Genomic DNA, 12,185 nt, shown 5'->3' with positions numbered 1-12,185 from the left:
GACTATACAGGAGTCGGCTATGAGTGAACTGCTGAGTATCACCACCCAGGGGCATCTGTGTCATATTCGCCTGAACCGTCCCGAGAAGAAAAATGCCCTCACGCTACCGCTGTATGAGGGGTTAACTACAGCACTGATCAGTGCGGATGAGAACCCTGATGTCAGAGTCATCGTGCTGGGTTCCACTGGCGACAGCTTTTGCTCCGGTAACGATATTGCTGATTTTATCGCGGCAGCAGGGCGTCCGGATGCCGTTAAGATACCGTTGCTGTTTTTGCATACTATCGCTTCCCTGAAAAAGCCGATTATTGCCGTGGTGCCCGGTGCTGCGGTCGGTATCGGTACTACTCTGTTGCTGCATTGTGATCTGGTGATCGCCAGTGATCAGGCCCGTTTTCAGCTGCCCTTTGCCCGTTTGGGGTTGGTGCCTGAAGGTGGCTCTAGCTTGCTGATACCGCAACTGGTGGGGCATCGTCGGGCATTTGAACTGCTAGTGATGGGCGAGTCTTTCAGTGCCGCAACCGCCCGGGATCTGGGGCTGATCAATCAGGTGGTTATGCATCACAGTTTAGAGGATCTGGCAATGTTGCAGGCGGAGAAGCTGGCGGGTCTGGCACCTGAAGCGGTACGGCAGAGTAAGGCGATGCTGCGCAGCTATACCCAGTCTCAGCTGGAGGAGGTAATGGTGGCGGAGGTTGAACAGTTTGCTGCCCGGTTGGGTTCAGCCGAAGCTGCCGAAGCGTTACAGGCGTTTATAGAGAAGCGTGAAGCGGATTTTTCCCGTTTCTGAGGAGCGTCTGTCAGGTGAGTTCACGCGAAAGCGTTATGATTTACTGATTTCCCTTATGGCGTAATAACAGGTCGCCATACAGAGCTTTAATTTCCTCAAGGTCTTTATCGATATCACCACTGGTTGTATAGCTGCAGTAGATACCGGCTTTACGGGCTCGCAGGTCCAGATAGGCGGTCAGAACCGGAACCCCGGCCTGATGGGCGATATGGTAGAAGCCGGTTTTCCACTCGTCGACCTGCGAGCGGGTTCCCTCGGGAGCGATCACCAGATAGAGTTGATCCGCATGGTCAAACTGAGCGGCTGCCTGGGAGACCACATTGAGGGATTTTGAACGGTCGATGGGAATTCCACCCAGCCACATCATCAGGTGACGGAAGGGAAATCTGAATATCTGTACCTTGCCCATCCAGTAGATGGGAAGTTCCTGGCTGAACGCCAGCATCAGTGCGTAGGGCAGATCCCAGTTACTGGTATGGGGAGCTCCGATCAGCACGCACTTATCGATCCCCTGAATGGCGCTAAAATCCAGTTGCCACTTGTTCATCTTCAGAAATTTGCGGGAAACCCAGCGCAGCGCGGGTTGTAGTACCGGATTGTCAAAAATAGTCGAGTGCATGAGATATCTGAAAGTGTCGCTGTTTTGACGTTATTGTAATGTTAATTGTCCCTGTCTGATACGTAACAACCCTTTAGTCCGTTGGCGGCTGTCCCGCATTACTGATCGAGAAACACTATAAAAGCCGTAGCCGATCATTTTTTTGCTCATAATTGTGATTCAGTTGTTTCTTGTAATCTTTTGTTTTTAAACGATATAAATTAAATATAGACGATTTTGTTACTGATAAAGGCTATTTTTGTTATTGCTGGAAAATCCCCCGCGACTAGTATTAAAAAGTCTGTACTGTACGCAGTGTTATCTCCCTGTTTCTGATTTGGCAGTCCGGCGTACAGAGAAAGAGTCAGATGTTTACTATGACGAACAATAATTATCCTGAGTATGGAGTGCACCATGCAATTTGAAGGAAAGGCTATTCAGGTTCGGGAGATCGACAACGGCTTGTATGAGCTGTGTTTTGATCTGAGCAATGAACCGGTGAATAAGTTTAATCAACTCACCCTGGGGGAGCTGAAAGATGCGCTGACCCAGCTGAGTGCGGTTGAAGACATTAAGGGTGTGCTGTTCAGCAGTGCCAAAGAGAGTTTTATTGTCGGTGCCGATATTACAGAGTTCAGTTCGCTGTTTGAACAGGGTGAGGCGGGACTGATCGCTAAACTGCTGGAAACTCACGGGATTTTCAACGCGGTGGAAGATCTGCCCTGTCCGACGGTTGTTGCGATTAATGGTCTGGCGCTGGGAGGGGGATTTGAGCTGTGCCTCTCCACCGATTATCGGGTGATGGGCGAAAAAGCCAAAGTGGGGCTGCCGGAAGTGAAGCTGGGGATCAACCCAGGCTGGGGCGGTATTGTGCGCCTGCCCCGGATTATCGGGATCGACAATGCCAATGAATGGATCTGTACCGGTGCCGAAAAACGCGCCGATGCGGCACTGAAAGATGGTGCAGTGGATGCGGTTGTAGCCCAGGACCGGGTACGTGAGGCGGCGCTTGATCTGCTGCGCCAGTGTGCCGAAGGTAAATTCGATTATGCTGCCCGACGTGTTGAAAAACAGAGTCCGGTGAAACTGAATCAGATTGAACAGATGATGGCCTTTGAAACGGCTAAAGGGATGATTGGTGCCAAAGCTGGGCCTCACTATCCTGCGCCGTTACAGGCAGTGAAAACGATTCAGAAGTCCTGCGGTATGGATCGTGACAGAGCGATTCAGGCTGAGGTTGAGGGCGTTGCTAAACTGGCCTCCGGACCCGTGGTGAAAGCCTTGGTCGGCCTGTTCATGAAGGACCAGTATGTGAAAAAAGTCAGCCGGGGCTATGAAGCGAAGGCTGAAAAGGTGACCCAGGCGGCTGTTCTGGGGGCTGGTATTATGGGCGGCGGCGTTGCCTATCAGTCGGCCTCAAAAGGGGTGCCGATTCTGATGAAGGATATCAACGAAGCGGCGATTCAACTGGGCCTGGATGAGGCTAACAAGCTGCTGGGTGGTCAGTTGAAACGGGGTCGCATCGATGCGGCGAAGATGGCGCAGACGATCAACCGGATTCGTCCGACCCTCAGCTATGGTGATTTCAACACCGTCGATCTGGTGGTTGAGGCGGTGGTTGAAAATCCAAAAGTGAAGGGGATGGTGCTGGCAGAGACCGAACAACATATCGCCAGCGATGCGGTGCTGGCGTCAAACACTTCAACGATCTCTATTACCGAACTGGCCAAATCGCTCAAACGGCCGGAAAACTTCTGTGGTATGCACTTCTTCAACCCGGTACATATGATGCCGCTGGTGGAGGTGATCCGCGGAGAGAAAACCTCTGAAGCAACCATCGCCCGCACCGTGGCGTATGCTACTGCGATGGGGAAAACGCCGATTGTGGTGAATGATTGCCCTGGGTTCCTGGTAAACCGGGTGCTGTTTCCCTACTTTGGCGGTTTTAATGGTCTGTTACAGGATGGTGCGGATTTCCGTCAGGTAGATAAAGTGATGGAAGGCTTTGGCTGGCCGATGGGCCCCGCTTATCTGCTGGATGTGGTCGGTATCGACACCGCCCACCATGCGGATCAGGTGATGGCCGCGGGCTTCCCGGAGCGCATGGCGCACGAAGGTGAGTCGGTGATTGACCGGATGTATAGTCTGGAGCGTTATGGTCAGAAGAACAGCAAGGGCTTCTACCGTTATGAGTTGGATCGCAAGGGCAAACCTGCCAAGCTTGCTGATGAGGACGTCGATCAGTTGCTGCAGGGGGCTGTTGGCAGTGCCAGGTCGTTTGAGGATCAGGAAATCATTGAACGGATGATGATCCCGTTGTGTATCGAAACGGTTCGTTGTCTGGAGGAACAGATTGTTGCCTCACCGGCAGAAGCGGATATGGCGTTGATCTATGGTATCGGTTTCCCGCCGTTCCGGGGCGGAGTCTTCCACTACCTGGATGAGATGGGGCTGGCCGCATTCTGTGAGATGGCTGATAAGTATGCTGAGCTGGGACCGCTGTATCAGCCAACCGAAACGATGCAGCAGATGGCGGCCAGTGGTGCCACCTACCTGAACGCTCAATCAAACAAGCACGCTAACTAAGGAGGAATCGAAGATGAGTCTGAATCCAAATGATGTAGTCATCGTCGATGCGGTGCGCACCCCGATGGGCAAGTCAAAAGGGGGTTCCTTCCGTAATGTGCGGGCTGAGGAGCTGTCTGCCAGGGTGATGAACGCTTTGCTGGAGCGTAATCCCAATGTCAATCCGGCAGAGATTGAAGATGTGATCTGGGGCTGTGTTAACCAGACCAAAGAGCAGGGCTTTAATATCGGCCGTAATGCAGCGGTGCTGGCAGGGCTGCCCCATAGTGTGGCAGCGCAGACTGTTAATCGCCTGTGTGGTTCCTCTATGGCGGCACTGCATACCGCGGCCCAGGCGATCATGAGTGGCAACGGTGACCTGTTTATGGTTGGCGGGGTTGAGCACATGGGGCATCTGGACATTCTTCACGGTATCGATATCAATCCGCAGATGAGTAAGCAGGTGGCTAAGGCTGCGATGATGATGGGCCTGACCGCAGAGATGCTGGGGCGGATGAACATGATCAGTCGTGAAGAGCAGGATGCCTTTGGTGCCCGTTCTCATCGTCTGGCTGATGAGGCCCGCCGTGAAGGTCGTTTTGATAATGAGATTGTGGCCGTTGAAGGACACGATGAAAACGGTTTCAAATCTCTGCTTGAGCAGGATGAGGTTATCCGTCCGGAAACAACCGCAGAAACGCTGGCAACACTGAAGCCGGTCTTTGTACCCAAGGTAGGTACCGTCACTGCCGGCACCTCCTCAGCCTTCTCCGATGGTGCATCGGCGATGCTGATGATGTCGGCAGCCCGGGCTCAGGCGCTCGGTCTGAAGCCCCGGGCGAAGATTCGCTCAATGGCGGTGGCTGGCTGTGATCCTTCTATCATGGGTTACGGGCCGGTACCTGCTACTCAGAAGGCGCTGAAACGGGCTGGTCTGCGAATCGAAGATATCGATTATGTTGAGCTGAATGAAGCCTTTGCTGCTCAGGGACTGGCGGTGTTGAAAAACCTTAAACTGATTGATCAGATGGAGGAGAAAGTTAACCTGAATGGCGGCGCCATCGCCCTGGGCCATCCTCTGGGATGCTCCGGTACCCGGATCTCTACCACCTTGCTGAATGTGATGGAGCAGAATGATGGTAGCCTGGGACTGGCAACCATGTGTATCGGTATGGGGCAGGGGATCGCGACCGTATTTGAACGACTCAACTGATCACCGCGGCAGCGGTGGTTGCCGCTGCTGATAAAACCCCGGATACTGTGACCTGGTGTTACATGATCCGGGGTTTTTTATTTGAATTTTTTCGCGCATCTGGTGTTGGCTGACACAACGGTGGAGTCCCGGGTAGGCAATCTGCTGGGGGACTTTGCCCGTGGCATCGATCAGCAGATGCTGCCCGCGGAGGTTCTGCAGGGGCTGATTAATCATCGTCGGGTCGATCAGTTTACCGATCAGCATGCTGAGGTACAGCAGATGAAGCGTCTGTTTAGTCGACAGCGGCGTCGGTTTGCCGGTATCGCACTGGATGTTTTGTTCGATCACTACCTGCTGAATCACTGGCAGCAGTTCAGCTCTCAGTCTAAGACCCGGGTGGTCGATACTCTGTATGACGATCTGATTGCCGGACAGTCGCTGATGCCACCGCGAATGCAACAGGTCACCCAGCGTATCGTCGGGTCTGACTGGTTTGGCAGCTATGAGCGCCTGGACGGGGTGAGCTACGCGCTTGACCGGATTGCCGGACGGATCAGGTTTAGCAATCAGTTTACCGGAGTGGGGGAGGAGCTTGAACGCCATTATCCCCGGTTTGAAGCGGGCTTCAGTGTCTTTTTTGCAGATCTGGTGCAACAGTTCCCATCACCGCTGATCGACTCCGGGAACTGACAGATTGGCTGCCCTTTAGCGGTTGCGCTGGGCTAATCTGGCCTGCAGAGTACTGATCAGTTCCTGCTGACCATGCCCTGTTTTGCTAACTGCAGGTTCTGCAGTATTGCGGTAACGGGCAATGGTATGGGCTATCTTTTGTTCTTTGTTAAGACCGGGGCGCGCATTCAGACGGGCGGGAGTGGTCTGTTTCTGTGTCAGAGAGAGCGCTGTCGTAGCGCGATTTTTTTCCTGCTGTAACAGGGCAATTTCGGCACTTTTAACGCTATCCCGGTCCAGTTCCAGCCGGCTATCGCGGAGGGCTTCCGCCGGTTTCTTCGGTGTCAGGCTCAGACTACTGCGGATCGCTGATTTGGGTTTGGTTTTGGGCGCGGTTTTACGCATCCCCTGAGCGCGGGCATCGATACGCGCCATCACTGCTGCCATCTCCTGAGCTTCCGCTTTTTGCTTTGAAAGTTTGCTGCTTTCGCGATTTTCCCGCTCCAGGGCAATCTTTTCCCGGATCAGTTTTTCCTGTTTTGCGGAGGCTACTTTACCGCTTGCCAGCTTCGGAGCGGTGGACTGACTGGCCGGCTTTACGGCGGCTTTTTTTGCTTTTGTTTTCGCGCCGCCACCACGTTTACGGGAGTCCATTGCGGCAAGCACCTTGTTCATCGCCCTGGTTTCCTGCCGTTCACGCGCGATGCGTGCTTCCAGTTCGGCATCCCGCTGTTGGGCCAGCAGTTTCAGGTCAACTTCACCGGAGGGCTTGGCGACCTCGCCTTTCAGCAAGGCTTTCTGTTCTGCTTCTTCCAGCAGGGCGAGTGCGGCTTTGCGCTCTTCAGCGCTCTGACGATGCACCTTGCTGGGTTTGGGTTTGGTGATCAGACCCTGCAGGCTTTTACCGTTGAAGGTTTCCAGTGCATCCGCGGTCAGCTCGCGGGCCTCGCTGAGGTTTTCAGCGAAACCGTACTCGCTCAGTGCGAAGCTGTGGGCTCCGGCATTACGAATGTCATTATAAAGTTCGGCCTCAACGCCAGACTCTGCTGCGATCAGCAATGTCTCCCAGTGGCTATCGATATCGTTTCGGGTGGAGCCGACATAAACCTGTTGTGAAACTGTGTTGGTGATGGTGAAAATAATCAAGATATTACCCGGTACCGCTGGCAAAAAGAGGGCGTATTATAGAGATCCGGGAGGCAAAGGTAAGACTTGAAATTTTGTTTTTTTTCAGACAGAAAAATGAGTCGGGCTATCTGACTGATTTCATGGTTTATTCAGCCGATGAGCAGAGCGTCTGCTGGAAAAAAAGTTTAAAAAAAATCCCCTCAGCGGTTCAGCTGGGCGATCCGCTCCGCCAGTTGTTTGTACTCTGAATAGGTGTCGATAGTGGTTTTTCGCAACGAATAAGGGACCTCGGCGAGGGGGTTGATGTTGCCTTGCGGCAGTAGCAGTTGCCAGGCCCGGGTAAACTGGGGTTCCTCATTCAACAACAGTCGGCAGGCAGAGCTGTTCCAGAGGGTCGTTAAATTGTTGCTGGCATCAGCCTGCTGCCGGCAGGCGTTGATCAGGGGCCGCAGCTTGATGATGTAAACGGCTGCGGATCGCGGATCGGTCAGTTGCATCGCGATGGCCGATCCGGAGATGGACAGCAGCATAGCAAACGCCAGCGCTGACAGATAACCCGTGGTATACCGTTGCCTGTGGGACAAACTGCTGCTCCTGTTGAAGGTCTTTAGCGCAGTTTATCCTATTTTTATCGATCGCTCAGCTATGATAGTCACTGTCTGAGCGTTATCCATTGTATTACTCGCTAAACAGACTGAGCAGTTCACCATATCCCTCGGTAACCAGTTGCTCCCGCGGAATAAAACGCAGTGCTGCTGAGTTGATACAGTACCGCAGCCCGGTGGGTTGCGGACCATCGCTGAACAGATGTCCCAGATGGGAATCAGCATACTGGCTGCGCACTTCAGTACGGGTCATAAAGAACTTAGTATCGGTATGCTCCGTCACCGCAGTGGAGGTGATCGGTCGGGTAAAGCTGGGCCAACCGGTACCGGATTTAAACTTGTCTGTGGACGAGAACAGGGGTTCACCGCTGACGATATCCACGTAGATCCCCTCCCGTTTCTCATTCCAGAACTCATTATGAAACGCCCGCTCGGTGCCCTCCTCCTGAGTAACCTCATATTGCAGTTCGGTTAGGGTGTTGCGCAGCTGCTTTTCAGAGGGCTTTCTGAATTGCGCGAAACGGCTGGCCACTGCGGCCTTCTGAGTAGTATCTTTCATCGGGGTTGATGCCTGTGGCAGGTCACGGCCGAACTGAGTAAAGTCCGGGTGCAGGTCATCGCCCCAGGTTTTCTCCAGATACTGATCGCGACCGGAACGGAAGCGGTAGTATTTATACCTGAGGGGATTATGCTTGTAATAATCCTGATGATACTCCTCAGCCGGGTAAAACCGGGTCAGTGGGGTCAGCTCTGTTGCTAACGGTTTGCTATAGCGGCCAGAGGCTGCCAGCTCCTGCATCGACTTTTCTGCAATCAGGCGTTGCTGTTGGTTGTGATAGAACACGGCCGGACGGTACTGATTACCCCGGTCAACAAATGAGCCATCGCCATCGGTAGGATCCATCTGACGCCAGAGGGACTGCAGTAAGCCAGCATAGGTAATCACTTTGGGGTCATAATAGACCTGCACTGATTCTGTGTGCCCGGTGGTGCCGGAGGAGACCTGTTTATAGGTTGGGTTAATCGCCTGACCGCCGGCGTAACCGGAGATCGCCTCTACTACCCCGGGTAGTTTTTCAAAGCCCGCTTCGGTACACCAGAAGCAGCCTCCGGCAAAGGTGGCGACTTTCAGACCCTGTTGTTCAAGATCTTCGCGCACCACGGTCTCCGGACCGGCGGTTACGCTGAGTACGGTTATGCCCGTCAGGGCGACCAGAAACACCGCTATCTTTGTTCTCATCGTTCTAATACTCCATAAACACTGAATGATCTAAGCCTACCGCCGGGCAATGAAATCAAACTGAAAATTCCAAAATGGTGATGTTTGCTTTGACCCCTGAACAGTGCTGTAGTATTGATTGACCTGTAAGCACTAAGATAAATGGAATACTGATGCCAAGTAGAAATGCGAGTGTCATCCTTGATGAACTGCCAGCGATTGAACAGGGATGTGTGATACAGGTTAGTGATGCTGGTGGAGGTCTTAAATATATCTCCCGTTTCTTTGGTGTTGATGGCAAGGTGGTGATCACCCGTTTACCCGCGGTCTCGCAGCTGAAGAAAAGCGGTATGGGGACCGATGAACTGACCTACCGGGATACGTTTACCAGTAAAAGAAAGCTGGTGATGCGGATGATCTCCCATGGTCGGGTTTATGCCTTTGAAACCGAAGTTGTTGATCTCTTCCTGCAGGGCGGCAGGTTGCTGATGACAACCTATCCAAACAAGATTCAGTCGCGGCTGTTGCGCAAGGAACCACGCTATCCCTGTGCGATTCCGGCTGAGCTGGTGATTGGTGAAAACAGTATCAGCGGCATTATGGTCAACTTTAGCAGCGGCGGCGGGCTGCTGAAACTGACCTCATTGGAGGATTCTGAACTGTTGCAGACTGCCCGTAGCGAACAGCAGGAGTGTATTCTGAGGCTGCAGCTGCCCTTTGATGAGCAACTCTCGGAAGTGCACTCCAGGGTGATGTCGTTGTCGGTGGCAGATCAGCAGGTGGGGGTTGCGTTTACCGCTGATCGTGATGTGATTCTGCGTTACATTACAGCGCTGAAACTGGAGTCTATCAGGGACCATTTCTGATCCGGGTATTGTCTGTCGCCACTAGGTTCCGTGCTATCTGTTAAACGCCTTTATCCTTCTACATCAGGGTAACCGAACCGTTGCCCTCGGGTCTGATACTGCCGATGGCGCAGGCTTCGGGGTAGCCTGCTGCCTGGAGTTCGGCAACCACCGCATCCGCCTGATCTGAACTGACCGCTGCGAGCAGTCCGCCAGCGGTTTGCGGGTCAAACAGCAGCTCAGTTAGTGTGTCACCACTGAACTCATCCAGGTTATCCAGGACCGGCGAAAATTTTCGGTTTTGAGGGTGAAGAGAACTGAATAGCCCCGCTCGCAGGCAGGCCAGGGCACCTTCCATGACCGGCAGCTTCTCCAGCCATAGCCGGGCACCGAGGCTGGAGCCATCGAGCATCTCATGCAGATGACCCAACAGGCCAAAACCGGTGATATCGGTACAGGCATGCGCTCCGGCAGCGGTGAGAATTTCGCTGGCGCGGTAGTTGGAGTGCAGCATATGTTGCAGCGCCTGACTTATCCAGCGTCCCTGCGCCTGGCTGCGCATGTCGCTGGCAAACAGCGTGCCGGTGCCCAGGGGTTTGGTGATGATTAACCGGTCTCCCGGTTGCAGTCCCTGTTTGGTGAGCAGTTGCTGACGTTCGGCCAGCCCATTAATGGTGAAGCCCAGCGTCAGTTCGGCACCTTCCGATGTGTGGCCGCCGATCAGGCCGATGCCGCATTCGGTAAACACCTTACTGGCGCCGAGCAACAGATGGCGCAACCGCTGTTCAACAATCTCATCGCTGGCATAGGGCAGGCAGACAATCGCCTGAGCACTCTGCGGGATAGCCCCCATGGCAAAGATATCCCCCAGCGCATGGTTTGCCGCAATCTGACCAAACAGATAATCGTCGCTGACCAGTTGGCGAAAACTATCGACTGACTGCACCAATAGCTTGCCCGGCGGTACCGCTATCACTGCAGCATCATCGGGGCGGTTCAGACCGATCTCAATGTCGTTGGACGGTGGTGGCAGCTGTTTCAGCACCCGGTTGAGAATACTGTGGCCCACTTTGGCGCCGCAGCCACCACAACGCATATCCGGATTTTCGATTTTCAGCTGAGCGCCGGGAACCTGGTCCGGCAGTTGCGTCAGATCGCTGAAACGTTGCATGAATTTCTGATCAATATGGTCTTTCCAGCGCCACACCCAGGCACCAGCAAAACTGAAGGGCCCACGGGAGGCAACTGCATAGCGATCGCCAGTGCTGATCAGACTGAGAAACTGTTGCTGTGGCCGGAAACGGATCAGGGGTTGCCCGGCGAGGGCGGCCAGCAAGTTGCGTAGTAGCGGGGCTCCCTGACGTACCGCAAACACCCCCGCTTTGGGGCGCGGGTGGTTAACCATATCGGCAATATCACCGGTGGCAAATATCTCTGGATGGGAGATCGACTGCAGATAGTCATTGACCCGGATACAGCCGTTATCAGAGCACTCAAGTCCTGCCCGGGCAGGCCATTGGGCACCGCTGGCGGAGGTTGCCCAGATTATCTCGTCCAGTTCGATAACCTCTCCGGTGTCACTGATCACCCGCCCCTGTTTTACCTGAGCGACGCGGAACCCGGTGTGCAGCGCAATGTTTCGCTGTTTCAACACGTTCAGATAGCGTTTTTTTACCCGGTTATTGTGGCCCGTCAGAATCTGCTGTGGGCCGCAAATAATATGGAAATGCAGATGGCTGGTACGTCGCTGCTCTTTACTGAGTAACTTGTGCAGTTTGTACTGCATCGCCAGCATCACTTCAACCGCACTGGCACCACCACCGACTGTGCCGATATGAATATCCTGCTGGTCATCCCCCTGCAGTACACGGTTCTGCAATGCGTCCCAGTAATCCAGTAACGGTTTAACCGGTTTAACCCCGGTGGTGAACTCTGTTGCGCCGGGAATAGTGCTCAGATCGGGGGTTGAACCGGTGTCGATACTCAGCAGGTCGTAACTGAAATCTGGGTGGTGAAGGCACTGCACAGTGCGGTTGAGCGGATCGATACCGGTCACCCTGTCTTCGATAAAGTCGATTCCGGCATAGCGGCAGAAACGGCCCAGGTCGATATGCACCTGATCGAAACTGTAATGTCCGGCAATTAATCCTGGCAGCATGCCCGAATAGGGTGTCTGCACCAGGTTAGAGATCAGGGTAATGCGCACTCCAGCGGGCTTGTTCATTGCCATCATGAGCAGGGCAATAGCGTGGGCGTGTCCACCTCCGATTAAGATCAGGTGTTTACTGGCGGGGGTAGGGTCCTGTTGCATCGGTGCTCGGCCTGTGAAAAAAGTTTGCTATATATTAGCGAATAAATGGCCAGAGATAAGAAAAAAATACCGGGTGATTGCACCCGGTCAATATTAACAAGAGCCTGATATTACCAGCGGGCATGCTGGTAAGCGCTGCAAGGCCAGCGTTTACCATAAACATGATCCCATCGCTGCATATCATTGCCCGTAAGCAAGACGCAGGGACTGGCCAAATCAGTCTCTGCGCCGCAGACAGATAACCGGTGAGGTGAGAGTCA

The 12,185-nt window shown here is 53.8% G+C and carries 10 protein-coding genes; 5 read left to right on the top strand and 5 right to left on the bottom strand.

Annotation, left to right across the window (positions count from 1 at the left end; genetic code table 11):
* Positions 1–19: 19 nt before the first annotated feature.
* Complete coding sequence (locus BMY09_RS15415) at positions 20–790, top strand: enoyl-CoA hydratase (protein ID WP_091360121.1); 771 nt, start codon at positions 20–22, stop codon at positions 788–790.
* Between the two features lie 40 nt (positions 791–830).
* Here the strand turns inward: BMY09_RS15415 and BMY09_RS15410 are convergent, their stop codons facing one another.
* Positions 831–1,409 carry a 1-acyl-sn-glycerol-3-phosphate acyltransferase gene (locus BMY09_RS15410; protein WP_091360119.1) on the bottom strand — a complete coding sequence of 193 codons (579 nt, stop codon included), beginning with the start codon at positions 1,407–1,409 and terminating at the stop codon, positions 831–833.
* 393 nt (positions 1,410–1,802) lie between these two features.
* Here BMY09_RS15410 and fadB point away from each other — a divergent pair, with 393 nt between their 5' ends.
* From fadB to BMY09_RS15390, 3 genes are all read left to right on the top strand, one after another.
* Positions 1,803–3,974 (top strand): fatty acid oxidation complex subunit alpha FadB, encoded by a 2,172-nt coding sequence (gene fadB, locus BMY09_RS15400; RefSeq protein WP_091360117.1) that lies wholly within the window; start codon positions 1,803–1,805, stop codon positions 3,972–3,974.
* 13 nt (positions 3,975–3,987) lie between these two features.
* Positions 3,988–5,166 carry an acetyl-CoA C-acyltransferase FadA gene (gene fadA, locus BMY09_RS15395; protein ID WP_091360116.1) on the top strand — a complete coding sequence of 393 codons (1,179 nt, stop codon included), beginning with the start codon at positions 3,988–3,990 and terminating at the stop codon, positions 5,164–5,166.
* 81 nt (positions 5,167–5,247) lie between these two features.
* Positions 5,248–5,838 (top strand): acyl carrier protein phosphodiesterase, encoded by a 591-nt coding sequence (locus tag BMY09_RS15390; RefSeq protein ID WP_091360114.1) that lies wholly within the window; start codon positions 5,248–5,250, stop codon positions 5,836–5,838.
* A 15-nt stretch (positions 5,839–5,853) separates the two neighbouring features.
* Here the strand turns inward: BMY09_RS15390 and BMY09_RS15385 are convergent, their stop codons facing one another.
* From BMY09_RS15385 to msrB, 3 genes are all read right to left on the bottom strand, one after another.
* Positions 5,854–6,963 carry a GIY-YIG nuclease family protein gene (locus tag BMY09_RS15385; RefSeq protein WP_139203202.1) on the bottom strand — a complete coding sequence of 370 codons (1,110 nt, stop codon included), beginning with the start codon at positions 6,961–6,963 and terminating at the stop codon, positions 5,854–5,856.
* A gap of 182 nt (positions 6,964–7,145) precedes the next feature.
* The gene (locus BMY09_RS15380; protein WP_091360110.1) at positions 7,146–7,529 is read right to left on the bottom strand and encodes a hypothetical protein; all 384 of its coding nucleotides are present in this window, start codon (positions 7,527–7,529) and stop codon (positions 7,146–7,148) included.
* A gap of 94 nt (positions 7,530–7,623) precedes the next feature.
* Positions 7,624–8,790 carry a peptide-methionine (R)-S-oxide reductase MsrB gene (gene msrB / locus BMY09_RS15375; protein WP_091360108.1) on the bottom strand — a complete coding sequence of 389 codons (1,167 nt, stop codon included), beginning with the start codon at positions 8,788–8,790 and terminating at the stop codon, positions 7,624–7,626.
* Positions 8,791–8,942: 152 nt separating this feature from the next.
* Here msrB and BMY09_RS15370 point away from each other — a divergent pair, with 152 nt between their 5' ends.
* Complete coding sequence (locus tag BMY09_RS15370; protein ID WP_091360106.1) at positions 8,943–9,635, top strand: PilZ domain-containing protein; 693 nt, start codon at positions 8,943–8,945, stop codon at positions 9,633–9,635.
* Between the two features lie 58 nt (positions 9,636–9,693).
* Here the strand turns inward: BMY09_RS15370 and selD are convergent, their stop codons facing one another.
* Positions 9,694–11,925: a selenide, water dikinase SelD gene (gene selD / locus BMY09_RS15365; protein ID WP_091360104.1), complete on the bottom strand. Its 2,232-nt coding sequence runs from the start codon at positions 11,923–11,925 to the stop codon at positions 9,694–9,696.
* Positions 11,926–12,185 lie beyond the last annotated feature (260 nt).

This window comes from Amphritea atlantica (assembly GCF_900111095.1).
Classification (GTDB): domain Bacteria; phylum Pseudomonadota; class Gammaproteobacteria; order Pseudomonadales; family Balneatricaceae; genus Amphritea; species Amphritea atlantica.
The sequence above is the reverse complement of the archived record's forward strand: the minus strand, read 5'-3'. Positions and strand labels throughout refer to the sequence as shown.

Excerpts from the sequence above, each read along its gene's own strand:
- BMY09_RS15415 (WP_091360121.1), top strand. The coding sequence starts at position 20 with ATGAGTGAACTGCTGAGTATCACCACCCAGGGGCATCTGTGTCATATT.
- BMY09_RS15410 (WP_091360119.1), bottom strand. The coding sequence starts at position 1,409 with ATGCACTCGACTATTTTTGACAATCCGGTACTACAACCCGCGCTGCGC.
- fadB (WP_091360117.1), top strand. The coding sequence starts at position 1,803 with ATGCAATTTGAAGGAAAGGCTATTCAGGTTCGGGAGATCGACAACGGC.
- fadA (WP_091360116.1), top strand. The coding sequence starts at position 3,988 with ATGAGTCTGAATCCAAATGATGTAGTCATCGTCGATGCGGTGCGCACC.
- msrB (WP_091360108.1), bottom strand. The coding sequence starts at position 8,790 with ATGAGAACAAAGATAGCGGTGTTTCTGGTCGCCCTGACGGGCATAACC.
- BMY09_RS15370 (WP_091360106.1), top strand. The coding sequence starts at position 8,943 with ATGCCAAGTAGAAATGCGAGTGTCATCCTTGATGAACTGCCAGCGATT.
- selD (WP_091360104.1), bottom strand. The coding sequence starts at position 11,925 with ATGCAACAGGACCCTACCCCCGCCAGTAAACACCTGATCTTAATCGGA.